The following is a 22,928-nucleotide window of genomic DNA, read 5'->3' as shown; positions in this document are numbered from 1 at the left end:
TCGCCCACCGCGGCGGCGCGAGCGGCTAAGCTGCGCTGCATGAACGGACCGAATGCCCGCCCCCGCATCCTGGTGGTCGACGACGACCCGGACCTGCGCGACCTGCTGCGCGACTATCTCGGCAAGCAGGACATGGATGTGCGCACCGTCGCCGACGGTGACGCGCTGCGCGTCGCGCTCGAGCGCGACGGCTGCGACCTGCTCATCCTCGACGTCATGCTGCCGGGCGACGACGGCCTCACGCTGTGCCGGGAAATCCGCGCCAGGTCGCGCCTGCCCATCCTGATGCTCACCGCGCGCGGCGACGAGCTGGACCGCATCATCGGTCTGGAAATGGGTGCGGACGACTACCTGCCCAAACCCTTCCACCCGCGCGAACTGCTGGCCCGGGTGCGCAGCATCCTGCGCCGCGCGCCGGAACATCCGGACGGCGATGGCAGCGTGCGCGCGCTCAAGTTCGCCGGCTGGACGCTGGACCTCGGCGCCCGCCACCTGGTGGACGACGCCGGCGTGGTGACGCCGCTGTCCAGCGGCGAATTCCGCATGCTCAACGCGCTGGCCGAAAATCCGAACCGGGTGCTGTCGCGCGACCAGCTGATGGACGTGCTGGCCGGCCGCGACGCGGGCCCCTTCGACCGCACGGTCGACGTGATGATCAGCCGGCTGCGCCGCCGGCTCGGCGACGACGGCCGCGAGCCGCGCATCATCCGCACGCTGCGCAACGAAGGCTATGTGCTGGCCGGGCCGGTGGAGAAAGTGCTTTGACCCTGCTGTCGCGGCTGTGGCCACGCACGCTGTTCGGCCAGATCCTGTGCGCGCTGCTCGGCGGCCTGCTGGTCGCCAATTCGGTCGGCCTGTGGCTGGTGGTGGATGACCGCGAGCGGCTGTCGCGCCACATGCGCAGCGAATACGCCGCCACCCGCGTGGCCGAATCGATCGCCCTGGTCGACGACACGCCGCCGGCCGGCCGCGCCCGTCTGGTGCGGCTGCTGGAAAGCCCGAGCACCCGGCTGTCGCTGGAAGAACCCTGGTACGACGACGCACCGCCGGTGCCTGACGAATTCGACGTATTCGCCCGCGCGGTCGGCGACCGGCTCAAGGGACGCTATATCCATCACGTGGTGACGCGCGCCCGGCCGGTCAGCCCGGCACTGGCCGAAGCCAGCACCCTGCGCCCGCCGCCACCACCGCCCGGCGTACTGGCGCGGCTGCTGGGCCGTCCCACGCTGAGCAATGTATCCACCCAGGCGCGGCTGTCCGACGGCAGCGTGCTCACCTTCCGCTACGCGCCGCCGCCGCCGGCGGTCGAGCGGCCGGCGCGCATCGTGATCAGTCTGCTGCTGGTGGCGCTGGCGGTGGGCCTGCTGTCGGTCTGGGTGGTGCGGCGGCTGACCCGGCCGCTGGCGATGTTCGCGCGCGCCGCCGACGGTCTGGCGCGCGACCTCGAACAGGCGCCGATGGACACCGCCGGACCGCGCGAAGTGGCCGGTGCGGCGCAGGCCTTCAACCGCATGCAGTCGGCACTGCGCGCGCTGATACAGACCCGCGCCCAGGCACTGGCCGGCGTGTCTCACGATCTGCGGCTGCCGATCACCCGGGTGCGTCTGCGTCTCGAACAGTTGCCGGAAAGCCCGGTGCGCGACGCGATCGAACGCGATCTGGCCGAGATGGAAACGCTGATCGACGACACGCTGGCCTTCCTGCGCGCCGGCGACAGCGCCGAAACCGCGGCGCCCACCCGTCTCGACGCGCTGGTCGAAGGCGTGGCGGACGACATCGCCGCACTGGGTGCGGACATCGAGGTCGAAGGCGGCCTGTCGCAGCCGGTGGTGCTGCGCCCGGTGCAGACCCGCCGCGCACTGGTCAATCTGATGGACAACGCGCGCCGCTACGGCGGCGGCCGGGTAACGGTACGGCTGTCGGAAGCCGGCGGCCGGGCGCGGGTGGACATCGAGGACGGCGGGCCGGGCATTCCGGATGCCGAGCTGGAGCGGGTGTTCGAGCCCTATGTCCGGCTGGAGGCCTCGCGCGCCCGCCATACCGGCGGCAGCGGGCTCGGCCTGGCCATCGCCCGCGCCATCGCCCGCGCCCAGGGCGGCGACATCACGCTGTCGCGCCGCCCCGAAGGCGGCCTGCGCGCCTCGTTCTCGCTGCCCCTGGCGCGCGGCTGATCAGGCCGCGGCCGGCGACGCCGCAAGCGGCAGTTCAAGCAGCACTTCCAGTCCGCCCTGGGGCGCCTGCCGGCGCAGCAGCACGCCGCCCAGCCGGGCCGCCCGCGCATCCATATTGCGCAGGCCGCGTCCGCCCGGACCGCTGCCCGGGGTGGCTGCGGCCGGCTCACCGTCCTTGAGCCCGACGCCGTCGTCGCACACCCGCAATGCCAGCCGGTGGCCGTCGCTGCCCAGTTCTATCCACACGCCGCCGGCCTGCGCGTGGCGGATCACATTGGTGACCGCCTCGCGCAGCACGCGGCCGACGTTGAGCACCTGCGGCTGGCTCAGTTCGACCTCGCCCAGCGCGCCGTACTGCGACCAGTCCAGCGGAATCGCGGCCTCGGCCAGCCGTTTCTCGCACTCGGCACGCCAGTCGGCGGCCACCTCGTCCATGCGGAAGCGGTCGCTGCCGCTGCGCGACACCACGTCGCGCAGATCCTGCAGCGCCGAGCGCGCCAGATCGGCCGCCGACGGCGAACCGGCGCGATACACCAGCGACAGCAGCTTGGCGCCGACGTCGTCGTGCAGGTCGCGGTAGATGCGCTCGCGCTCGTCGGTCACCGCCTGTTCCATCTCCATCTCGCGCACCCGGGCGAAAGTCTGTTCCAGCTGCGCATGCTTGAGCCGCACCCGCGCCTCCAGTTCCTCGTTCAGCCGCTCGAACTCGTTCAGCACCCGCACGAAACGCGAGGTCATGATGAGCCCGACCGCGAGAAAGAGCAGCGGCGCGCCGTAGTGCAGCAGATACACGTCGTCCAGCAGCAGATGGTGGCCGCCGGGCAGCAGGTGGCGGCTGTGCATCAGCCAGTCGTGCGCGGCCAGCACCACCACCACGCCGAGCGCGCCGACCAGCAGGCGGGCGTCGCGGTTGTGCCAGCGGATGGCGGCGCGCAGCAGGAAGGCCAGCGTGGCCGCCGCGCCCGCCAGCGTGTACAGGTGCCAGAAAGCGCTCACCCGGATCGCCTGCGCGTCCGGCGCCAGCCACATGGTGAGTGGCCCGAGCAGCGCCGACAGCATCAGCGCCGGAATCAGCGGCCGGCCGCCGGCTTCGGCGAAGCGCAGCAGCGACACCATGAGCAGCGCCGAGAACACCTGGAAGCTGGCGTTGATCAGCACCTCCCACTGCGCGGTGGTGAAGGGCACGTCGCGCACGTACAGATTGACCGACTGCGCCGCCCACACCAGCGCCGAGGCGGCGAACCAGGCGTAGGCGGTGTCCTGCCGCCGCTGCAGCCACAGCGCCAGCATGAGCACGCCGACGCTGGCGATCAGCAGGCTGGCGGTCTGGTTCAGCGTGATGCGCAGGAAGTGCTCGCGCTCGTAGATCGGCCGCAGCACGCTGTCCGGCCCGATCTTCAGCGGATGCAGCGAAGCCTGGGTGTAGGCGTGGCCGCGCACGTGGATGTAGAGCGCGTTGGCGCCCGGCTTCAGCGTGCCTGGCGGCACCAGGAAAAGCAGCGGCCGGTTCCAGTTGCGCGAGATCGGGTCGTCGAAGCGGCCGCCGTCGCCGATGAAGACGCCATTCAGCCAGACCGCGGCATTCAGCCCCAGCTTAGGCAGGAACACCGCCTGCAGTGGATCGTCGCCCGGGGTGACCATGAAGCGGAAGCGGTACCAGCCGCTGGTGTGCAGCTCCGGATGGCTGTCGCGCCACGCGTCCGGCAGTGCCTGCGGCTGCCAGTCGGCGCGGTCCGGTGGCGGGACCGCATCGCGTGCGGTCAGCGGTGCGACGACAAAGTCCGCCCGCTCCAGCGTGATCACCGGAAAGTCGGCACGCACAGCCGCGGCAGCGGACAGCAGACAGAACAGGGCGAGGCGGAGCAGGTTCATCGCACTCAGAAGAAGCTGGTCACCTGCACATACACGTCACGCACTTTGGGAAAGTTGCGTCCGCCATAGGTGTCCTGCATTTCCAGCTTCACCACCACCGGCAGTGGCAGCGCGCCGCGCAGGAAGGCACCCACGCCGCTCCAGGACAGGCCGGCGCGCCACTGGTCGGCGCGGATATGGGTGTTCGCCTCCAGCGCCGACACGTCGGTACCGCGCGACGAGCGGTAGTGGTCGCCGCTCTTCTCGTACAGATGCCAGGTCAGCGAGCCGCGCCAGGCGCCGATGCTGTGGCCCAGTTCGATGTCGTATTCGCGGTAGTCGCCAAGGTCGCGCTCGACCCGTTCGCGGGTCGAGAACGGTGCCAGGATTTCGCCCGGTCGTGGAATCCGGCGGGTCACCCGGTCCGCGGTCTGTTCGCGGTGACGGGCGAACAGCCGCAGATCCCAGCCGGCGCCGAGGGCGCGGAAATACTCCAGCCGCGCCTCAAGGTCAGTGCTGCCGTCGCTGGCCTGCACGTCGAACAGGTCGTCCGGGTCGTCGTCGCGCGCCCAGCCCGCGTGAACGCCCAGACCGAGCACCGCGCTGTCGTGCGTGCCCTTGTACAGCCGCCACAGGAAGCCGAAGGTCGGGTCGCCGATGCCGCTGGTGGCCACGCTGCCCACCGGCTTGTAGCGGTAGCCGAAAGCCGGGTCGGTCAGCAGGCGCTGCACGCCGGCACTGCCCATCGGCGCCACCGGCCCGCCGACCGGCGCGAACGGGAAATTGCCGGGCCCGATCGGCAGCCCGGCATTGAAGGCCGGGTTGAAGCCGACATTGCCGCCGCTCATCGCGAAACCGACCCCGGTGTGGATGTGCGAGTACGGCAGGATGAAACCCACGGTCAGGTCATCGCTGATGCCGTAGCCCATGGTGAGCGCGGTGAAATCGATATTCACCCGCGAGCGCAGCCGGGTGGTGCCGAGCGTGGCGCCCGGCCCGAGCAGCGCCAGCGCCGGAAAGATGCCGGCGTTGAGGTCCACCCGGTCGAATTCGCCGCCCAGGCCGCGCATGCGGCCACGGTCGTCGAACCACAGGTCGTAGCCGTTGCTGCGCATCTCCAGCCGCGCCGCCCAGCGCCCCCGCGGAGCCATGGTGTCGAGCGCGTGCAGCCGGCTGTCCTGCAGGCCGGCTGCGGGATCGGGCAAAGCCGCGGAGGCGGCGTCGGATACCGTTGCGGGCGGGGCGGCAGCGGCGGCGCCGGACAGCAGGCCCGAAGCCAGAAGGGTCAGCAGACGGCCACGCAGGTGCGGGCGCTGCGCGCGCGCGATGCGCACGGACGAAGGTCGCTCGATCGGCGGCGGCTGCATCGGGCTTTCCGTTGTGTTTGTTGTTGGAGGATGCGGCCCGCGCGGCCGCCCTGACCCGCGCATTGTCCTTGAAGCGGGGCGGCTTGCCAGCCCCCGCGATCACGGGGGTGCGCGGCGGCGACCCGGCGTTATGATGTCCGGGCACTGCAACAGCCGGGGCGCAGGCCCCGCCGTCCCCGATGAAGACCGGATTCATCCTCGAAGATCTGCCGGAATCGCAAGCATGGCTGCGCGATGCGCTCGAACAGAGCTTTCCGGGCATCGCCATCGACAGCGCCTATTCGCTGGCCGAAGCCGCGCACAAGCTGGCCGCCGGGCCGGCGCCCGACATCGCGCTCATCGATCTCGGACTGCCGGACGGCAGCGGGATCACGCTGATCGAACAGATACAGCGGCGTTCGCCGGCCACGCTGTGCATCGTGGCCAGCATCTACGACGACGATGGCCACATCTTTCCGGCGCTGCGCGCCGGCGCCCGGGGCTATCTGCTGAAGGACCAGCCGGTGGCCGGCATCGTGCAGGCGCTGACCGGCATCGCCGCCGGCCAGCCGCCGCTGTCGCCGGCCATCGCGCGCCGCATGCTGGCCTTTTTCCAGCCGGCGCCGTCGGCGCCCGGCCCCGACCTCACCGAACGCGAAACCGAAGTGCTGAGGCTGATCTCGAAAGGCCTCACCCAGGCGGAAACCGCACGCCTGTTGGGCATTTCGCAGCACACGGTGGCCGGCTACGTGAAGGAGCTGTACCGGAAGCTCAATGTGTCGTCGCGCGCCGAGGCCGCGCTGATCGCACGCGATCTCGGCCTGGTTTGACGCAGGGGCTCAGTTGCGCGCCTGCAGCGCCTGTATCGCCGGCGGGTAGTTCTGGCCGGCGGACGCACGCAGCCAGCGCAGCGCCTCATCGCCGTTGCGGACCTGACCTGCGCCGGTGTCCAGCATCACCGACAGCGCGTACTGCGCTTCCGCGTCGCCCTGCTCCGCCGCCACCCGGAACAGCCGGGCGGCTTCGGCCAGATTGCGCTCCACGCCACGCCCGGCCTCATACGCCCAGGCCAGACGGGTGACCCCGCGCACATCGCCGAAATCAGCCAGCTTGCGGTACATCGCGGCCGCATCGGCGTGCCGGCCTTCGGCCTCGAAACGGCGAGCTTCGGCCAGTTCGCGATCGCGCACGCTACCACCGCCCTGCGGGTCATCCAGAGCGGCCAGATGGGTCGCCGCTTCGGCGTCGCCCTTGTCCGCCGCGACCTTCAGCCAGCGCCGCGCACCGTCGAGATCGCGCTGGCCGAGCTTGCCGCCCTGCAGCAGCAGCCCCAGCCGCAGCGCCGCGTTGCGGCTGCCGGCTTCGGCACCGTTCTCGTACAGCCGGCGCGCGGCGTGCGCGTCCCGCGGCTCGCCAAGCCCGTCTTCGGCAAGGATGCCGAGGTTGAACCAGGCCTCGCCGTTGCCGCGCTCGGCCAGCGCGCTCCAGATGCGCTTGGCGTCGGCGTAATGCGCCATCTTGAATTCGGCGTAACCCTTGTACAGGCCCCACGACGGCTTCTGCACCGCCTCGGCGATGTCTTCGTCGGTGACGGCAAGCGCCGCGAACGGCAGGCCGAGCGCGACCACGGCAAGCAGGGAGGGCAGCGCGGACGGAATCAGGGACATCGGAACACTCCGGAAAACATGCGGCGGACGCGCACTGTACGCGCACCGACCGCCGGACGCGGGCGCCGGTTTCGGGCAATTTCCATGCGTCCGCCCGGCATCGCCGCGTTTAGCATCTGCAGCCACTTCGAAGGCCCGCCGGAACGCCCTCATGCCGCCCCCGATCCGCCGTCTGTTCGCCCTTCTGCTGCTCCTGCTCTGCGCCTGTGCGCAGGCGGGCGAGCTGACGCTGGATGCACTGCAGCGCCGCTTCCAGCCCCCGCTGCATGTGCAGCCGCAACTCGATGATCTGCCGGTGTGGCCGATCACCAGCGAACTGGAACCGGAAGCCGGCCCGGTCGGCTATGTGTTCGAATCGATCGACCTCGCACCCATTCCCGGCTTCGAAGGCACGCCGATGAATCTGCTGGTCGCCATCGACCGCAAGGGCGGCTTCATCGATGTCGAAGTGCTGCGCCAGCACGAGCCGGTGTTCCTGAGCGGACTGGGCGAGGCGCCACTGCGCGAGTTCGTGCAGCAGTACGCCGGAAAAAGCCTGAAACAGGAAATCACCGTGTCGTCTGCCTACGGCAACACGCGCGCCGGCGGCAGCGAAACACGGGTGGTACTCGATGGCGTGACCAAGGCCACCGCCTCGGTGCGCATCGTGAACCAGACGGTACTCGCCGCCGGTCTGGCGGTGGCGCGCGCCAAGCTGGGCTTCGCTGATCCCGGCGCGCGCGGACCGACCGCCCGCGCGCGCGCTGACCTGTACGAAAGACTCGATTTCGCCACGCTGCTGAAACGCGGGCTGATCGGCCATCTTCGGGTCACTCACGCGCAGGCGGAAAAGCTGTTCGCCGGCACCGATGGCGAAGGCGCAGACGAGGGGGCGCTGGCCGAGCCGGGCGGCACGCTGGTCGATCTCTACGTCGGCTACCTGAACGCACCCACTGTCGGACGCGCGGTGCTCGGCGATGCGCGCTACGGCGACCTGATGAAGAAGCTGGAAGACGGCCAGCACGCGCTGTGGCTGGCCACCGCCGGCCGGGTGGCGCTGATCGACGACCAGTTCGTGCCGGGCACGCCGCCGCCGGCGCTGTCGCTGACCCAGAGCGGACTGCCGGTGGAAATGCGCGATCTGGTGTTCGAGCACCCGGCGCCGGACGGCGCACCGGCGTTCAACGCGTCCGGCGTGTTCCGCGTCTATGCGCAGGCCGGGCTGGACCCGGCGCGACCGATGCAGTTCACGCTCACGCTCACCCGCGCCAAGGGCATGATGCTGCCGCGCATCACCCACCAGACGGTGACGCTGGACTACCGGCCGGAGGCGGCGCTGTTCGTCTATCCGCCGGAGCCGCCGCCGGAGTGGCTGGTCGCCTGGGCCGGCCGCTGGCCGGATCTGCTGGCCATCGGTCTTGCGCTGACGCTGCTGTCCGCGGTGCTGGCCCGGCCGGACTGGGTCGCTCGCGACGCCCGCCGGCTGGCTCTGTTCCGCAACGTCTTCCTCGCCTTCACGCTGGTGTTCATCGGCTGGTATGCCCAGGGCCAGCTGTCCATCGTGCAGATCACCGGCGCGATCAAGACGCTGACCGCCGGCCAGAATCTGGCGAGCTTCCTGTACGACCCGGTATCGCTGCTCATCATCGCCTTCACCGTCGTGAGCTTCTTCGTCTGGGGCCGCGGCACCTTCTGCGGCTGGCTCTGCCCCTTCGGCGCGCTGCAGGAATTCGTCGCGCTCGCGGCGCAGAAGCTGCGCGTGCCGCAGATGCGCCTGCCCCGCGGCGTGGCGCGCGTGCTCGACCGCGGCCGCTACGCACTGCTGGCCGCACTGGTGCTGTCGGCCGCACTGGCGCCGCGGCTGGCGGAAAGCATGGTCGAGGTCGAGCCGTTCAAGACCGCCATCACCGTCGGCTTCGACCGCTCATGGCCCTATGTCGCCTGGGCGGTCGGCCTGCTCGCGACCGGCGCCTTCAGCTACAAGTTCTTCTGCCGCTTCCTGTGCCCGCTGGGTGCCGCAATGACGCTGGGCGGCAAGCTGCGGCGGCTGGACTGGCTCACCCGCCGCGCCGAATGCGGCCAGCCCTGCCAGACCTGCCGTCACCGCTGCCAGTACGACGCGATCGAGCGCAGCGGCGCCATCCGCTACGACGACTGCTTCCAGTGTCTGGACTGCGTCGGCATCCACGCCGACCCGCAGCGCTGCGCGCCGGTGCTGCTGTACATGAAAAAAGGGCGCACGGTGGCGCCCTTCCCGGTTCCGGTGCGCGCGGCTGACGCGCGGCCCTGAACGCTCAGCCCTGCTGCATCCAGCGCTGCGCGGCGCTGTCATCGGAATCGCGCGCATCCACCCAGCGGCTGCCGTCCGGCGTGTCCTCCCGCTTCCAGAACGGCGCGCGGGTCTTCAGGTAATCCATGATGAATTCGCAGGCGGAGAATGCTTCGCCGCGGTGGCTGCCGGCGACGATGACCAGCACGATGCGGTCGGCCGGCTGCAGCGTGCCGACGCGATGGATCACCCGCACCGCCAGGATGTCCCAGCGCGCCTTCGCCTGCGCGACGATGTCCTCCAGCGCCGCCTCGGTCATGCCGGGGTAGTGCTCCAGCGTCATCGCATGCACGCCGGAGCCGTCGTTGATGTCGCGCACCAGACCGGTGAAGGTGGCCACAGCACCGACGTCGGTCCGGCCGGCCAGCAGCGCGTCGATCTCGGCGCCGATGTCGAAGTCGGCCTGCTGCACGCTCACGCTCACGCTCATGCTTTTCTCCTCAGTGCCGGCTCAGCCGCCGGTGACCGGCGGGAAGAAGGCCACCTCGTCGCCATCGGCGATCGCGGTGTCCGGCTCGGCCATGCGCTGGTTCACCGCCGCGCGCAGGTTCTTCATCTGCGCCAGCCTGTCCCAGTCGCCGCCGCGGTTGGCGATCAGCGCACGCACGCCGGCCAGCGTGGTCACGCCCGCGGGCAGTTCCAGGGTTTCACCGGATGAACCCAGCGCCTCGCGCAGCGCGGCGAAGTACAGCACCTTGATCTTCATGATGTTCAGTAAAGCAGGGATTCAAAGGACAGGAAGGGTACGGCATCGCCCTGCTTCACCGGCTGGCCGGCGGCGATGTCGGCCAGACCGCTGCCCCACACGGTGGAGGTGAGCACGCCCGAACTCTGGTTCGGGAACAGGTCCAGTCCGCCTGCGGCATTGCGGCGCACGCGCAGGAATTCGCGCCGGCGGTCCGGCTTCGGCCAGTCGAAGTCGGCACGCACCGCGAACGGCTGTGGCGTCACGTCGCTCACGCCCATGCGACGCAGGATGAAGGGTCGCACCAGCAGCAGGAAGGTGACGAAGCTGGACACCGGATTGCCGGGCAGGCCGATGAAGTCGGCGTGATCGCCCTCGCCCCGGCGCACATGACCGTGCGCCAGCGGCTTGCCCGGCTTCATCGCGATCTTCCAGCTGTCCAGACCGCCTTCGGCATGCAGGGCCGGCTTGATGTGGTCCTCTTCGCCGACCCCGACGCCGCCGCTGGTCAGGATGAGGTCACAGTTCGCCGCCGCTTCGCGCAGCGCGGCGCGGGTGGCGTCCAGACGGTCGGGCACGATGCCCAGATCCAGCACTTCGCAGCCCAGCGTTTCGCACAGCGCGCGCAGCGTGTAGCGGTTGGAGTTGTAGATGCCGCCCGGCGGCAGCGGCTCGCCCGGCATCACCAGCTCGTCGCCGGTCGAGAACAGCGCCACCCGCGGCCGGCGCACCACCGGCAGTTCGGCCAGCCCGATGGTCGCGGCCAGCCCCACTTCCTGCGCGCGCAGCCGGGTGCCTGCCGCCAGCACCACTTCGCCGGCGCGGATGTCCTCGCCGGCGCGGCGTATCCAGGCGCCCGGCTTCGGAATCTCGTCGAAGCGCACGCCGGTATCGGAGGCGTGGGTCGACTCCTGCATCACGATGGCATCGGCGCCCTCGGGCACCGGCGCACCGGTGAAAATGCGGGCACAGGTGCCGGCGGCCAGCGGCGCGCCGACATGGCCGGCCGGAATGCGCTGGCTCACCGGCAGGCAGTCGCCGGGCGCGGTCAGGTCAGCCAGACGGACCGCGTAGCCGTCCATGCTGGAGTTGTCGTGCGGCGGCACGGTGAGCGTCGAGCGCTGGTCGGCCGCCAGCACCCGCCCGCTGGCGGCGGCCGTGGGCACGGTGTCGGTATCGGTGATCGGGCGCGCGGCGGCGAGCAGACGCTCCAGCGCAGCGTCCAGCGTAAGCATTTCGTTCATCGGATCGTTCCTCGAAACCCCTGATGTCGGAGGATGAAGTCGGCGATGCCGTCCACGTCGTTCAGGTCCAGCCGCGGCAATGGAAGTTCCATCGGCTCGTCGGTCGCCACCGCCACGATGTGCGGATTGTCCGGATGCATCAGCGGACGGCCGTAGGACGGCCGGTGAATTTCGAGCTTCGGAATCGGCGAAGCCTTGTAGCCCTCGACCAGCAGCAGGTCGCAGTCGCCCATCGCCGCGATCTGCTCGTCCAGCGTTGGTTCCGGCCGGCCGCGCAGTTCGTGCATGAGCACCCAGCGGTTGTTCGACACCAGCATGACTTCGGTGCAGCCGGCTTCACGCAGGCGATGCGAATCCTTGCCCGGCCGGTCGATGTCGAATCCGGCATGGGCATGCTTGATCAGCGACACGGTGAGCCCGTCCAGCACGAAGCGCGGAATGAGCTGCTCGATCAGCGTGGTCTTTCCGGAGCCGCTGTAGCCGGCAAATCCGAAGACTTTCATGGAGAGGGGCGCGCGGGAAGAGCGACGAAGTGGACGACGAGGTGGACGATTATCGCCCAGACCGCGGCCGTGCCGCGTACGGATGCCGGACGCCGCCGGACGCGATCGCGTCCGGCGCTGACCGCCCCGCCCGGTGTGCCGGACGGGGCGCAGTCCGCTCAGCCGTTGTTGCGGATGCGGGCGACCAGCGCCTCGGTGTACTCGCGGGTGCTGGCCTTGCCGCCCAGGTCGCCGGTGCGCACGTTGTCCACGTTCAGCGTGTCGCTGACCGCCTGGCGGATGCGGTCGCCCTTGTCCTGCTGCTTCACGTGATCCAGCATCAGCGCGGCCGCCAGCACCAGTGCGGTCGGGTTGGCGATGCCGCGGCCGGCGATGTCCGGCGCCGAGCCATGCACCGCTTCGAAGATGGCCGCGTCGGCACCGATGTTGGAACCGGGCGCCATGCCCAGACCGCCGACCAGACCGGCGGTCAGATCGGACAGGATGTCGCCGAACAGATTGGTGGTGACCAGCACGTCGAACTGCCAGGGGTTCATCACCAGCTTCATGCAGCATGCATCGACGATGACCTGTTCGAACTGGATCTTGCCCTTGTAGCGCTCCTCGAACATCTGTTCGGCGGTTTCCAGGAAGATGCCGGTCAGCGCCTTCATGATGTTGGCCTTGTGCACCACGGTCACCTTCTTGCGGCCGAGCGCGATCGCGTGGTCGAAGGCGTATTCCAGAATGTGGCGCGCGCCCTGGCGGGTGTTCACGCCGGTCGACATGGCGACCGCGTGCGGGTCACCCTCGATCGGGATGAAGTGCTCGTAGCCCATGTACAGGCCTTCGAGGTTCTCGCGGCAGACGATGAGGTCGATGTTGTCGTAGCGGCCACCCGGAATCAGCGTGCGCGCCGGACGGATGTTGGCGTACAGCTTGAATTCCTCGCGCAGGCGCACGTTGATCGAGCGGAAGCCGCCGCCGACCGGGGTTTCCAGCGGGCCCTTCAGCGCCAGCCGGGTGCGGCGGATGCTGTCCAGCGTCTTGCCCGGCAGCGGATCGCCTTCGCTCTTCAGCGCGCCCATGCCGGCCGGCATCTCTTCCCACTCGAACGGCGCCCCCACCGCCTCCAGGGCCGCCAGCGCGGCCTCCATGATTTCCGGTCCGATACCGTCTCCGGGGATCAGTGTGGCGGGAATTTTCTGCGCGCTCATGCGGGGTCTCCTGTCGGGTTGTCAGCACTACCGGACCACGCCGCCGGGTCGGCGACGCATCCGGAAATGTCCGGCCGCCGAAGCAAGAAACCTGCCTCGGCTCGGGGACGGCCGGTCGCCCCTGTATTCATCCGGCCGCGGCCGGTTCGAGCTTGCGCCACACGGTGGCGCCGCCGCTGGCCTTGTCGATCTCGGCCAGCAGCTTCTGGTGTTCGGCGATCTCGGCCTCGCTTGCCTGCACCCGGCGCAATGCACCGCGCGGGCGCGCTGCGGCGGCGGCACGCACCGCCGAGGGCTCGGGTTCGAGATCGATGATCAGGCTTTCCTGGCCGCGCGTCATCGCCAGATAGACCTCGACCAGCAGTTCCGCATCGAGCAGCGCGCCGTGGAATTCGCGGTGCGAGTTCTCGATGCCGAAACGCTCGCACAGTGCGTCGAGGTTGGCGCGCTTGCCCGGGAACATGTCGCGCGCCATGCGCACCGTGTCGATCGCAGGCCACACGCAGATTTCGCGCAGCGGCGGCCGGCCGACGATGTTCAGTTCGTTGTCGATGAAGCCGGTGTCGAAGGCCGCGTTGTGGATGACCAGTTCCGCGTCGCGGACGAAATCGACGATCTGGTCGACCACGTCGCGGAATTTCGGCTTGTCGGCCAGGAATTCTGTGGTGATGCCGTGCACCGCCACCGCGCCCTCGGGCACTTCGCGCTCCGGATTGCAGTACAGGTGCAGCTGACGGCCGGTGCGCTTGCGCCCGACCAGTTCGACGCAGCCGATTTCGATCAGCCGGTCGCCGTTCTGCCATTCCAGGCCGGTGGTTTCGGTATCGAGGATGATCTGACGGGTCATGTCGGTGCGGGCGCTGAAAATGTCGCGCCGGGCGGCGCCGGGCGCGGGGTGCTTGCGGATGAGGCGGGCCGCATTGTACCGGCGGCGCCTTGCGGTTCGCTGACAGCGGTCAACGGCGGGTCGGAATCGCTTCGCGGGCCAGCCGGTCCACGCGTTCGTTCTCCGGGTGGCCGGCGTGGCCCTTCACCCACTTCCATTCGACCTGATGCACGCCGGCGGCCGCGTCCAGCGCCTTCCACAGATCGACGTTCTTGACCGGATCGCCGCCGGCGGTCTTCCAGCCCTTGCGCTTCCAGCCGTGTATCCACTCGCTGATGCCTTTCTGCACGTACTGCGAGTCGGTGTAGACCACCGCGCGCACCGGCTTCTTCAGCGCATTGAGTGCCTCGATCACCGCCATCAGTTCCATCCGGTTGTTGGTGGTCGAGGGTTCGCCGCCGGACATTTCCTTCTCGTGCGTACCGCTCTGCAGCAGCGCGCCCCAGCCGCCGGGGCCCGGGTTGCCGCTGCAGGCGCCGTCGGTATAGATGATGACTTCGTCCAAAAGGATCTCCGGAAGGGTTCAGTGCGGTCGCCGGCTCACTGGCCGGTCGACCTGTCTTTCTGCGCGCGCGGACTGACCGCGGCCAGCGCACGCGCCGCGGCCCGGCGGTCGCGCCAGGCCGGCATGATGAGCCGCATGCCGCGCACGCGCTTGATTCCCTGCAGCACGTAGGCGCCGCCGAGAAAGGGCCACCAGCGCTCGCCGGCGACCTCGATGAACTGCCAGCGCGACAGCCAGGTGTCGCTGCGCACCGGCGGCCGGTAGCAGCCGAAACAGCCGGCCTGGGTGTCCAGGCTGAGCAGCTTGAACCAGTCGCGCAGCCGCGGCACCGACAGCCAGTCGCCGTTCCACGGGAAGGGATCGCGCTCGCGCAGGCGCCGCCGGGCTCCCCACAGGCTGAACGGGTTGAAACCGGTCACCAGCACCTGACCCTCCGGCACCAGCACCCGCTCCACCTCGCGCAGCACCGCGTGCGGATCGCTGGCGAATTCGAGCACGTGCGGCAGCACGACCAGATCGACGCTGGTCGAGGCCAGCGGCAGCTGCACCGGATCGCAGATCAGCGCACGCACCGGACCCGGCTTCGCGTCCTCGCAGTACAGCTTGTACGGCATCCGGTTGGCGCGCAGGTAATCGTGCTCCAGCAGGCCTATCTGCACCGCGTTATAGCCGAACACGTCGGCCACGATCTGGTCCACACATGCCTGTTCCCAGCGCTGGACGTACTGTCCCTGCGGGGTGTCCAACCATTCGTGCAGACCGGGAATCGACATGGGCGGGGCGGATCGCGACGGGGGAAAAACGGCGGGGCGCATTGTCAACGCGAGGCCCAGCCGCCAGAATCGGGCGGATGAAGATATATCCGATCCCCGCATTTGGCGACAACTATCTTTGGCTCGCCGCCGCAGGTGACCGGGCGCTGGTGGTCGATCCGGGCGATGCCGCCCCGGTTCGCGCCGCTCTCGACAAACATTCGCTGCGCCTGGACACCATCCTGATCACCCACCATCACGCCGATCACACCGGCGGCGTGGGCGAACTGAAACGACTGACCGGGGCCCGCGTGTACGGGCCGGACGACGGACGCATCGAGCACATCGACCAGGTGGTGCGCGAGGGCGACCGCATCGCCCTGCCCTGGCTGGATGCGCCGTTCGCGGTACTCGAAGTGCCGGGCCACACCCGCAGTCACATCGCCTATGTCGCCCGCGACCGGCTGTTCTGCGGCGACACGCTGTTCGCGGGCGGCTGCGGCCGGCTGTTCGAGGGCACGCCGGAACAGATGTGGCATGCGCTGTCGCGGCTGGCCTCGCTGCCGCTGCACACCCGGGTGTACTGCGCCCACGAATACACCGAAGCCAACCTGCGCTTCGCGCTGGCGGTGGAACCGGACAACCAGGCGCTGCTCGCCCGCACCCGCCGGGTGGCCCGTCAGCGCGCGGCCGGCGAACCGACGGTGCCGAGCGCGCTGGCCGACGAACTGGCCACCAATCCCTTCCTGCGGGTACGCGAACCGGAGGTGATCAGGGCCGCCCAGGCGCACGCTGGCCGGCCGCTGAACACACCGGTCGAGGTGTTCGCGGCCCTGCGGGCGTGGAAAAACGATTTCTGACCGGCCGGGACGGCCGGCGCTTCAGCCGGCCACGGTTTCCGGCTGGCGGAAGCCGACCCGGTCTCGGCCGCCGGACTTGGCGTCGTACAGCGCCAGATCAGCTTCGGCGATCAGGTTCTGCGGGCCGCCGGTACCCGGCGTCAGGCTGGCCACGCCGACGCTGATGGTGACCACGCCGCTGGGCGACGCACCGTGCGGCAGCTGCAGCGCACGGATCGAGTCACACACGCCTTCGGCCACGTTGCGCGCACCGGCGAGATCGGTTTCCGGCAATACCAGCGCGAATTCCTCGCCGCCGTAGCGCGCCACCAGATCGCTCGGGCGGCGCGACACCGCCTGCAGCGCGTTGGCCACCGACTTCAGGCACTCGTCGCCGGCCAGGTGACCGTAGGTGTCGTTGAACAGCTTGAAGTGATCGACGTCGATCAGCGCCAGCGCCAGCGGCCGCTTGTAGCGCGCGGCACGACGCCACTCCCGCATCAGGGTTTCGTCGAAATGACGTCGGTTGGACAGCCCGGTCAGGCCGTCCAGAGAGGTCAGACGGGTCAGCTCCTGGTTGGCCGCGTCGAGCTTGCGGGTCAGCACCACCAACGAGTAGCGCATCTGCAGGATGCGCTGCATGGCGCGCACTTTGGCGGCCAGCACCACTTCGCTGATCGGCTTGAACAGGTAGTCGTCGCCGCCGGCGGTGATGCCCTGCACCAGATCCGTGTCGGCGGTGCGGGCGGTCAGGAAGATGATGGGCGTCCATTCGCCGGACTGTTCGATGGCGCGGATGCGGCGGGCGACTTCGTAACCGTCCATGCCCGGCAGCACCACGTCGAGCAGCACGATGTCCGGGTTGTGCTCACGGAAAAGCGCCACGCCGCTCTCCCCGTCGGTGGCGGCGATCGGCTGTATGCCCATGCGCTCCAGATGCTGGCTGACGACCGCAAGCCCCGTCTGAGAGTCCTCGATGACCAGCGCTTTCATGTGAACACCCGTTTTTTTGCCCGCCATCATAACGCTGCCTACGCCAACGGCAAGCGGCAGTGCAGCGGGCCCGCTCGCCCCTGTCTTCACGGCGCCTGAAACCGATGGCCGGCAGCGGGGTCGATGCACCGTCATGCACTTTACCTGCCGTCCCCTGCCCGCACCCCGGTTTGACGCTGCACCGTCAGGCTGGCTAGCATTCGGGGTTTGGCTTCTGCGCCACAATGCCGTCTTTCATCGCATCCCTGCTGCGCCGCTCGCTGATCGTGCTTGCGGCCGCCACGCTGGCTGGCTGTGCCGCCACCGGCGTGGTGACCGAGGACAGAGCCGACCCGCCGCCGGGTGCATCGGCCAGTCCGGGTGCCCGTTCGGGCGAACGCCCTGCAGCCCGTCGACCCGCGGACGGGGCCGCCCGCACCACGCCGGGCATCAAGCCGGGCAGTGCCGAACCCATCCCCTTTCCCAAGGCCACCGAGGTGGTCGATGGCGCGACCGACGCGGTCAAGCCGGTCGATCTGACGGTGCCGCCGGACGACCTGTGGGAGCGCATCCGCAAGGGTTTCGGCATGGCCGACCTGAACCACCCGCTGGTGGCCGAGCATCAGGCCTGGTACCTGAACCGCCCGGACTACTTCCGCCGCATCACCGAGCGCGGCCGGCGCTACATGTTCCACATCGTCGAGGAGATCGAGAAGCGCGGCCTGCCGACCGAACTGGCGCTGCTGCCCATGGTGGAAAGCGCCTACAACCCGGAAGCGCTGTCGGTAGCCAAGGCCTCCGGCCTGTGGCAGTTCATTCCGTCGACCGGCAAGCTGTACGGGCTCGAACAGAACGCCCAGCGTGACGACCGTCGCGACATCGTCGCCTCCACCGCCGCCGCGCTGGAATATCTGCAGAAAATCTACGAAATGCACGGCGACTGGCATCTGGCGCTGGCCTCCTACAACTGGGGCGAGGGCGCGGTCGGCCGCGCGGTGATGCGCAATCAGGCGGCCGGCCTGCCCACCGACTACGCCTCGCTCAACATGCCGGCGGAAACCCGCCACTACGTGCCCAAGCTGCAGGCGCTGAAGAACATCATCGCGCAGCCCGAACTGTTCGGCATCGAGCTGGACCCAGTGGCCAACAAGCCGTATTTCGCGCTGGTGGCAGAAGCGCCGACCATGGATCTCGCCACCGCCGCGCGGCTGGCCGACGTGCCGGTGGCCGAGATCAAGGCGCTCAATCCGCAGCACAAGCGGCCGGTCATCCGCACCGGCGAGGGCGGCGCCCAGCTGGTGCTGCCGGCGCACGCGGTCGACACCTTCATGTCGAATCTGGAAAGCCGCGACACCAGCGCGCCCAGCGGCTCGGCCTGGCGCACCTACACGCTGGGGCCGAAGGAAACGATGGCGTCGGTGGTCCGGCGCTTCGGTGTCAGCGAATGGCGTCTGCGCCGCTTCAACGGCCTGTCACCCACGGTCAAGGTGGGTCCGGGCAGCACGCTGCTGGTGCCGGAAGAAGGCACGGAGCTGTCGCCGGAAACCGGGCTCAGCGTCGAGGAAGCGCCCCGGCTGTCGGCGGACAAGGTGCAGACCCGCCGGGTGAAGCGCAACGGCCGCTGGGTGACCGTGCCGCTTGCGCCGACACCCGCGGTGAGCGGCAAGGCGGCATCCGGCAAGCAGGTGGCCAAGCCGGCCGCCCCGCGCAAGAGTGCGGCCCCGGTCACGAAGAAGCAGGGTGCGGTGCCCGCGAAGAAGACCGCCGCACCGGTGAAGAAACCGGTCGCCAAGCCGGCGCCGAAAAAGACCGCGAAGTAAGGTTCAGGCACGCACGGGTGCCTGGCCACCGCCTCACCCGGCGCTGCCCGCCCGCGCGAGGATCAGTCTTCCGGGAACCAGCAGGCCACCGTGTGTGCTGCCCCGGTGTGCCCCGCCCCCGCATGCCCCACTCCATTCCCGGCCGGTTCGAGCAGCGGCGTTTCGCTGCGGCAGCGCGCGCCGGCCTTGGGGCAGCGCGGATGAAAGGCGCAGCCGGACGGCGGATTCGCCGGTGAAGGCAGGTCGCCGGCCAGCTTCTGCGCCTGCATCACGCCATCGATGCGCGGCACCGCGGACAGCAGCGCACGGGTGTAGGGATGGCGCGGCGCGCGCAGCACCTGCTCCACCGGCCCGCTCTCGACGATTTTCCCGAGATACATCACTGCGACGTCGTGCGCGAGGTGCTCGACCACCGCGATGTTGTGAGTGATGAACAGATAGGCCAGACCCAGCTCGCGCTGCAGCCGCCCGAGCAGGTTCAGGATCTGCGCCTGCACCGACACGTCCAGCGCCGAGGTCGGTTCGTCGCACACGATGAGCCGGGGCTGCACCGCCAGTGCGCGCGCGATTGCGATGCGCTGGCGCTGGCCGCCGGAGAACTCGTGCGGATAGCGGTCCGCCATGTCCGGCCGCAGCCCGACCTGGCTCAGCAGCGCCGCCACATCGCCCGGCCGGCCCAGCGTTTTCATGCCCTCGGCGATGATTTCACCCACCCGCATGCGCGGATTCAGTGAGCCGTAGGGGTCCTGGAACACCATCTGCACCTGGGCGCGCAGCGCGCGCAACTGATCGCCGCGGGCGCGGGCCAGATCCACCCCATCCAGCGTGATGCTGCCCGCGGTGGCGTCGATCAGTTTCAGCAGTGCCTTGCCGGCAGTGGTCTTGCCGCAGCCGGATTCGCCGACCAGTGCCAGCGTGCGGCCGGCACGGATGTCGAGCGAGATGCCATCGACCGCCCTGACATGGCCCACCGTGCGCTGAAGGATGCCGCGGCGGATCGGGAAGTGAACCTTCAGGTCGCGCACTGTCAGCAGCGGCGCCCCCGCTTCTGCCGTGGCGGCCGGCGCGCCTCGGCGATCCATGCCGTCGAGTTGTACCAGACGCGCGGCTTCCGCCGGGTCGTGGAGGTGGCAGCGCACCCGGTGTGCCTCACCGGCGTCGTGCCAGGCCGGCAGCTCCTCGCGGCAGCGTGCCCAGGCGCGCGGACAGCGGTCGGCAAAGCGGCAGCCCCGGAAATCGGTGGTGAGCGGCGGCACCGAGCCCGGAATCGTCGCCAGCTCGGTGGCCACGCCGCCGCGGCGCGCGGTGTCCGGCAGCGCGGCAAACAGCAGCTGCGAATACGGGTGCGCAGGATGCGCAAAGAAGGCGGCGCGCGGCGCGCGCTCGATCAGCTGACCGGCGTACATGACGCCCACCTGGTGCGCCATGCGCGCCACCACGCCGAGGTCGTGGGTGATCAGCAGCATGGACATCTCGCGGTCGCGCTGCAGCGCGGCAAGCACGTCCAGCACCTGCGCCTGTATGGTCACGTCCAGCGCAGTGGTCGGCTCGTCGGCGATCAGCAGCTTCGGTTCGCCGGCCAGCGCCATCGCGATCATGACCCGCTGCTTCATGCCGCCGGAGAACTGGAAGGGGTATTCGTCGAGCCGGCGCGCGGCGTCCGGAATGCCCACCGCCTCCAGCAGTTCGCGCGCCCGGGCGCGTGCCGGCGCGCCGCGCAGGCCGCGATGCACCGCCAGCACCTCGCCGATCTGCTGCATCACGGTGAGCACCGGATTCAGGCTGGTGCCCGGCTCCTGGAAAATCATCGCCATGTCGCGCCCGCGCGCCTCACGCATCTGCGCTTCGGTGAGCCCGGTCAGTTCGCGGCCGGACAGGCGCACGCTGCCAGCGGCGAGATAGCCGACATCCGGAAGCAGACGCATCAGCGCGGCAGCAGTCATCGATTTGCCGCAGCCGGATTCACCCAGCAGAGCGAGCGTTTCGCCGGCCTGCAGATCGAGATCCAGCGCGTCCACCGCGCGCGCGATGCCGGCCGGCGTATCGAGTTCGGCGGTAAGCCCGCGCACTTCGAGCAGCGGCGCATTCATGCGGTAGCCCTCCTCGGCATGCGGCGCGCCCGCCACTGGAAGCGCGGATCGAAAGCGTCGCGCACCGCGTCGGCGAACAGGTTGGCGGCCAGCACCAGCGCCAGCATGAGCACGAAGGCGGCGGCCAGCGACCACCACACGACCGGCTCGCGCGACAGCTCCAGCCGCGCAGCGTTGATCATGGTGCCGAAGCTGTTCTGGGTGCTGTCCACGCCGATGCCGATGTAGGACAGCACCGCCTCCGACAGCACCAGGCCGGAGAAGTCCATCACCAGCGCGATCAGCACGATGTGCATCAGATTGGGCAGCAGATGGCGCGCCATGATGCGCGCGTCGGCCACGCCGAAGGCGCGCGCCGCCTGCACGTAATCGAGTTCGCGCAGCTTGAGCGTTTCGGCGCGCAGCAGCCGGCACAGGCCGGTCCACGAGGTCAGCCCGAGGATGAAGCACAGCGCCAGCAGCCGCGCATCGGCGCGCTCGGCGGCGGTTTCGAACCACTCCGGATGGGTGTCGATCACCACCTGCATCATGAGCACCATGGCGGCAATCAGCAGCACGCCGGGTATCGAGTTCAGCACCGTGTAGAGATACTGGATGGCGTCGTCCCACCAGCCGCTACGGAAGCCGGCGATCAGCCCGAGCGCGATCGACAGCGGAAGCGTGACCAGCGTGGTGAGCGTGCCGATCAGCAGCGCGGTGCGTACCGATTTCAGCGACAGATAGAGCACGTCCTGCCCCACCTTGTCAGTGCCGAACACGTGATAGCCGTCGGCCCAGCCGGCCATCACGCCGCCGGCGACGCACAGCACTGCGGTGGTCAGCAGCACCGCACGCCAGGCCACCGGCCGGCTCGCGGAAAGCGCCGGACGCCACACCGCGCGACAGGTGTCGGCGTAGCGCGTGCGGCGCGACAACGCGATCAGCCCGACCACGATGCCGGTAAAGGCCGCCCAGACCAGCGCGCCGCGGAAGGCGCCGGCCGCGGCGCGGGCGATCAGGTCATCGCGATGCTGCGCGAGGTCGTCCAGATGCCGGCCGGCGTGCTGCAGGCGCGGAAAGTCGCGGGTCTGCACGCCGTCGCGTTCCACCGTTTCCTTGGCGAAGGCGTGGGTGGCCAGCGGCGCCGAGTAGGTCTTTTCCTTCTTGAGCCGGAGGTCGGCCAGCAGCGCGTCGAGCGCCGACAGCACCTCGGGTGCGTACTGCACTTCGGTGCTGCCCTCCTTCGCCGGCAGGCGCGGCTGGTAGTGCAGCGAGTCGAGCAGGCCGACCGCGATGAAGGCGGTCAGCAGCGTGGCCGACGCCATCGCCGCCGACGACTCGCCGACCCGCCGCCAGGCACGGCGCAGGTAATCGTGCCGGCGACAGTAGAACGCCAGCACCACGCAGCCGGCCAGCAGCGACCAGAGCAGGATGTCGGACCACAGGAACAGCGGCTTGAAGCTCATGATTGCAGCCAGTTGTCGATCTTCAGTGCATCCACCCGCCCCAGCTCCCGCACATTGTCGGTCACCAGCACGGCACCCAGCGCGCGCGCCTGGGCGGCGATCCACAGGTCGTTCGCACCGATGGGCGTACCGCGTCTTTCCAGCACGGCGCGAATGTCGGCGTAGTGATGCGCCGCCTCGGCATCGAGCGGAACGACGGTCAGGTGCTGCACCACGTCGGCGAGGCGCGCGCGATTCCGTTCCGGCCACGCACTTTTCGCGACGCCGAGCTCCAGTTCCCCCAGCACCACCGGCGACAGCAGCAGGTCCGCGAGCGGCAGCCGCTGCAGGCGCGTGCGCACTTCGCTGCGCCCCTTGAGCGCAGCGATGAAGATGTTGGTGTCGAGCAGATGACGCATCAGTCGATCGGCGCTACGTCAGCGGGCGGCCTGTCCTGCGGCGCTTCGATATCGAACGCCTCGTCGCTGTCCCAGACCGAAGCGAACGCGTCGGCCGCTCGTCGTTCGGGTTCGGGGATCAGCCGGGCAATCACCTTGCCATGCCGGGTGATCGCGATTTCCTCGCCACGCGCCACATCGGCCAGCAGGGCCGCGAGACGCGATTTCATTTCAACGATCGGTACGGTACGCATGACGCCCCCTAAAATTC

The 22,928-nt window shown here is 69.6% G+C and carries 22 protein-coding genes; 6 read left to right on the top strand and 16 right to left on the bottom strand.

Going from position 1 to position 22,928, the window contains the following annotated elements; genetic code table 11:
* Positions 1-39 precede the first annotated feature (39 nt).
* Together METUNV1_RS13700 and METUNV1_RS13695 are read left to right on the top strand one after the other, a co-directional pair.
* Complete coding sequence (locus tag METUNV1_RS13700; protein WP_008062784.1) at positions 40-765, top strand: response regulator; 726 nt, start codon at positions 40-42, stop codon at positions 763-765.
* A complete protein-coding gene (locus METUNV1_RS13695) occupies positions 762-2,171 on the top strand; it encodes an ATP-binding protein (protein ID WP_008062783.1) in 1,410 nt (469 codons plus the stop codon). Before METUNV1_RS13700 ends, METUNV1_RS13695 begins: the two co-directional genes overlap by 4 nt.
* Here METUNV1_RS13695 and METUNV1_RS13690 read toward each other — a convergent pair whose 3' ends face one another.
* Positions 2,172-4,043, bottom strand: a complete 1,872-nt coding sequence (locus METUNV1_RS13690; protein WP_008062781.1) for an ATP-binding protein — start codon at positions 4,041-4,043, stop codon at positions 2,172-2,174. It abuts the gene before it with no gap.
* A gap of 5 nt (positions 4,044-4,048) precedes the next feature.
* On the bottom strand, positions 4,049-5,389 hold the full coding sequence (locus tag METUNV1_RS13685) for a hypothetical protein (RefSeq protein WP_008062779.1): 1,341 nt from the start codon (positions 5,387-5,389) through the stop codon (positions 4,049-4,051).
* 179 nt (positions 5,390-5,568) lie between these two features.
* Here METUNV1_RS13685 and METUNV1_RS13680 point away from each other — a divergent pair, with 179 nt between their 5' ends.
* Positions 5,569-6,198: a LuxR C-terminal-related transcriptional regulator gene (locus tag METUNV1_RS13680; protein ID WP_008062777.1), complete on the top strand. Its 630-nt coding sequence runs from the start codon at positions 5,569-5,571 to the stop codon at positions 6,196-6,198.
* Between the two features lie 9 nt (positions 6,199-6,207).
* Here the strand turns inward: METUNV1_RS13680 and METUNV1_RS13675 are convergent, their stop codons facing one another.
* Positions 6,208-7,035: a tetratricopeptide repeat protein gene (locus METUNV1_RS13675; RefSeq protein ID WP_008062775.1), complete on the bottom strand. Its 828-nt coding sequence runs from the start codon at positions 7,033-7,035 to the stop codon at positions 6,208-6,210.
* A 151-nt stretch (positions 7,036-7,186) separates the two neighbouring features.
* On the opposite strand from METUNV1_RS13675, the gene METUNV1_RS13670 reads away from it, so the two are divergent.
* Positions 7,187-9,304 (top strand): 4Fe-4S binding protein, encoded by a 2,118-nt coding sequence (locus tag METUNV1_RS13670; RefSeq protein WP_008062774.1) that lies wholly within the window; start codon positions 7,187-7,189, stop codon positions 9,302-9,304.
* 4 nt (positions 9,305-9,308) lie between these two features.
* Here the strand turns inward: METUNV1_RS13670 and moaE are convergent, their stop codons facing one another.
* From moaE to METUNV1_RS13630, 8 genes are all read right to left on the bottom strand, one after another.
* The gene (gene moaE, locus METUNV1_RS13665) at positions 9,309-9,767 is read right to left on the bottom strand and encodes a molybdopterin synthase catalytic subunit MoaE (protein WP_081471366.1); all 459 of its coding nucleotides are present in this window, start codon (positions 9,765-9,767) and stop codon (positions 9,309-9,311) included.
* A 27-nt stretch (positions 9,768-9,794) separates the two neighbouring features.
* Positions 9,795-10,049 (bottom strand): molybdopterin converting factor subunit 1, encoded by a 255-nt coding sequence (gene moaD / locus METUNV1_RS13660; protein WP_008062770.1) that lies wholly within the window; start codon positions 10,047-10,049, stop codon positions 9,795-9,797.
* 5 nt (positions 10,050-10,054) lie between these two features.
* Positions 10,055-11,272, bottom strand: a complete 1,218-nt coding sequence (locus tag METUNV1_RS13655; protein ID WP_008062769.1) for a molybdopterin molybdotransferase MoeA — start codon at positions 11,270-11,272, stop codon at positions 10,055-10,057.
* On the bottom strand, positions 11,269-11,775 hold the full coding sequence (gene mobB / locus METUNV1_RS13650; protein ID WP_008062768.1) for a molybdopterin-guanine dinucleotide biosynthesis protein B: 507 nt from the start codon (positions 11,773-11,775) through the stop codon (positions 11,269-11,271). Before mobB ends, METUNV1_RS13655 begins: the two co-directional genes overlap by 4 nt.
* A 158-nt stretch (positions 11,776-11,933) precedes the next feature.
* Complete coding sequence (locus tag METUNV1_RS13645; RefSeq protein ID WP_008062767.1) at positions 11,934-12,971, bottom strand: isocitrate/isopropylmalate family dehydrogenase; 1,038 nt, start codon at positions 12,969-12,971, stop codon at positions 11,934-11,936.
* A 127-nt stretch (positions 12,972-13,098) separates the two neighbouring features.
* The gene (dnaQ, locus tag METUNV1_RS13640; protein WP_008062766.1) at positions 13,099-13,818 is read right to left on the bottom strand and encodes a DNA polymerase III subunit epsilon; all 720 of its coding nucleotides are present in this window, start codon (positions 13,816-13,818) and stop codon (positions 13,099-13,101) included.
* A gap of 109 nt (positions 13,819-13,927) precedes the next feature.
* Positions 13,928-14,362 (bottom strand): ribonuclease HI, encoded by a 435-nt coding sequence (gene rnhA / locus METUNV1_RS13635; RefSeq protein WP_008062765.1) that lies wholly within the window; start codon positions 14,360-14,362, stop codon positions 13,928-13,930.
* A gap of 35 nt (positions 14,363-14,397) precedes the next feature.
* Positions 14,398-15,135, bottom strand: a complete 738-nt coding sequence (locus METUNV1_RS13630; protein WP_008062764.1) for a class I SAM-dependent methyltransferase — start codon at positions 15,133-15,135, stop codon at positions 14,398-14,400.
* 77 nt (positions 15,136-15,212) lie between these two features.
* On the opposite strand from METUNV1_RS13630, the gene gloB reads away from it, so the two are divergent.
* The gene (gloB, locus tag METUNV1_RS13625; protein WP_008062763.1) at positions 15,213-15,974 is read left to right on the top strand and encodes a hydroxyacylglutathione hydrolase; all 762 of its coding nucleotides are present in this window, start codon (positions 15,213-15,215) and stop codon (positions 15,972-15,974) included.
* Positions 15,975-15,995: 21 nt separating this feature from the next.
* On the opposite strand, the gene METUNV1_RS13620 is transcribed toward gloB, so the two are convergent.
* Positions 15,996-16,946 (bottom strand): GGDEF domain-containing response regulator, encoded by a 951-nt coding sequence (locus tag METUNV1_RS13620; protein ID WP_008062762.1) that lies wholly within the window; start codon positions 16,944-16,946, stop codon positions 15,996-15,998.
* A 224-nt stretch (positions 16,947-17,170) separates the two neighbouring features.
* Here METUNV1_RS13620 and METUNV1_RS13615 point away from each other — a divergent pair, with 224 nt between their 5' ends.
* The gene (locus METUNV1_RS13615; RefSeq protein ID WP_008062761.1) at positions 17,171-18,745 is read left to right on the top strand and encodes a transglycosylase SLT domain-containing protein; all 1,575 of its coding nucleotides are present in this window, start codon (positions 17,171-17,173) and stop codon (positions 18,743-18,745) included.
* Between the two features lie 62 nt (positions 18,746-18,807).
* On the opposite strand, the gene METUNV1_RS13610 is transcribed toward METUNV1_RS13615, so the two are convergent.
* Genes METUNV1_RS13610 through METUNV1_RS13595 form a run of 4 tightly spaced genes read right to left on the bottom strand, consistent with a single transcriptional unit; the run spans position 18,808 to position 22,911 of the window.
* The gene (locus METUNV1_RS13610) at positions 18,808-20,871 is read right to left on the bottom strand and encodes an ABC transporter ATP-binding protein (RefSeq protein WP_008062760.1); all 2,064 of its coding nucleotides are present in this window, start codon (positions 20,869-20,871) and stop codon (positions 18,808-18,810) included.
* Positions 20,832-22,280, bottom strand: a complete 1,449-nt coding sequence (locus tag METUNV1_RS13605) for an ABC transporter permease (RefSeq protein ID WP_008062758.1) — start codon at positions 22,278-22,280, stop codon at positions 20,832-20,834. The genes METUNV1_RS13610 and METUNV1_RS13605 overlap by 40 nt, the downstream gene beginning before the upstream one ends.
* Positions 22,277-22,678, bottom strand: a complete 402-nt coding sequence (locus tag METUNV1_RS13600; RefSeq protein WP_008062743.1) for a PIN domain-containing protein — start codon at positions 22,676-22,678, stop codon at positions 22,277-22,279. The genes METUNV1_RS13605 and METUNV1_RS13600 overlap by 4 nt, the downstream gene beginning before the upstream one ends.
* The gene (locus tag METUNV1_RS13595) at positions 22,678-22,911 is read right to left on the bottom strand and encodes a type II toxin-antitoxin system Phd/YefM family antitoxin (RefSeq protein WP_043359838.1); all 234 of its coding nucleotides are present in this window, start codon (positions 22,909-22,911) and stop codon (positions 22,678-22,680) included. Before METUNV1_RS13595 ends, METUNV1_RS13600 begins: the two co-directional genes overlap by 1 nt.
* Positions 22,912-22,928: the final 17 nt, after the last annotated feature.

Origin of the sequence: Methyloversatilis universalis FAM5 (assembly GCF_000214035.2) — a bacterium.
Taxonomy (GTDB): domain Bacteria; phylum Pseudomonadota; class Gammaproteobacteria; order Burkholderiales; family Rhodocyclaceae; genus Methyloversatilis; species Methyloversatilis universalis.
This window is presented reverse-complemented; position numbering and strand designations above follow the sequence as displayed.

What these genes read in the sequence shown, in the direction of transcription:
- METUNV1_RS13700 (WP_008062784.1), top strand. Translation starts at nt 40, where the DNA reads ATGAACGGACCGAATGCCCGCCCCCGCATCCTGGTGGTCGACGACGAC.
- METUNV1_RS13690 (WP_008062781.1), bottom strand. Translation starts at nt 4,043, where the DNA reads ATGAACCTGCTCCGCCTCGCCCTGTTCTGTCTGCTGTCCGCTGCCGCG.
- METUNV1_RS13685 (WP_008062779.1), bottom strand. Translation starts at nt 5,389, where the DNA reads ATGCAGCCGCCGCCGATCGAGCGACCTTCGTCCGTGCGCATCGCGCGC.
- METUNV1_RS13680 (WP_008062777.1), top strand. Translation starts at nt 5,569, where the DNA reads ATGAAGACCGGATTCATCCTCGAAGATCTGCCGGAATCGCAAGCATGG.
- METUNV1_RS13675 (WP_008062775.1), bottom strand. Translation starts at nt 7,035, where the DNA reads ATGTCCCTGATTCCGTCCGCGCTGCCCTCCCTGCTTGCCGTGGTCGCG.
- METUNV1_RS13670 (WP_008062774.1), top strand. Translation starts at nt 7,187, where the DNA reads ATGCCGCCCCCGATCCGCCGTCTGTTCGCCCTTCTGCTGCTCCTGCTC.
- moaD (WP_008062770.1), bottom strand. Translation starts at nt 10,049, where the DNA reads ATGAAGATCAAGGTGCTGTACTTCGCCGCGCTGCGCGAGGCGCTGGGT.
- METUNV1_RS13655 (WP_008062769.1), bottom strand. Translation starts at nt 11,272, where the DNA reads ATGAACGAAATGCTTACGCTGGACGCTGCGCTGGAGCGTCTGCTCGCC.
- mobB (WP_008062768.1), bottom strand. Translation starts at nt 11,775, where the DNA reads ATGAAAGTCTTCGGATTTGCCGGCTACAGCGGCTCCGGAAAGACCACG.
- METUNV1_RS13645 (WP_008062767.1), bottom strand. Translation starts at nt 12,971, where the DNA reads ATGAGCGCGCAGAAAATTCCCGCCACACTGATCCCCGGAGACGGTATC.
- dnaQ (WP_008062766.1), bottom strand. Translation starts at nt 13,818, where the DNA reads ATGACCCGTCAGATCATCCTCGATACCGAAACCACCGGCCTGGAATGG.
- METUNV1_RS13630 (WP_008062764.1), bottom strand. Translation starts at nt 15,135, where the DNA reads ATGTCGATTCCCGGTCTGCACGAATGGTTGGACACCCCGCAGGGACAG.
- gloB (WP_008062763.1), top strand. Translation starts at nt 15,213, where the DNA reads ATGAAGATATATCCGATCCCCGCATTTGGCGACAACTATCTTTGGCTC.
- METUNV1_RS13620 (WP_008062762.1), bottom strand. Translation starts at nt 16,946, where the DNA reads ATGAAAGCGCTGGTCATCGAGGACTCTCAGACGGGGCTTGCGGTCGTC.
- METUNV1_RS13615 (WP_008062761.1), top strand. Translation starts at nt 17,171, where the DNA reads ATGCCGTCTTTCATCGCATCCCTGCTGCGCCGCTCGCTGATCGTGCTT.
- METUNV1_RS13605 (WP_008062758.1), bottom strand. Translation starts at nt 22,280, where the DNA reads ATGAGCTTCAAGCCGCTGTTCCTGTGGTCCGACATCCTGCTCTGGTCG.
- METUNV1_RS13600 (WP_008062743.1), bottom strand. Translation starts at nt 22,678, where the DNA reads ATGCGTCATCTGCTCGACACCAACATCTTCATCGCTGCGCTCAAGGGG.
- METUNV1_RS13595 (WP_043359838.1), bottom strand. Translation starts at nt 22,911, where the DNA reads ATGCGTACCGTACCGATCGTTGAAATGAAATCGCGTCTCGCGGCCCTG.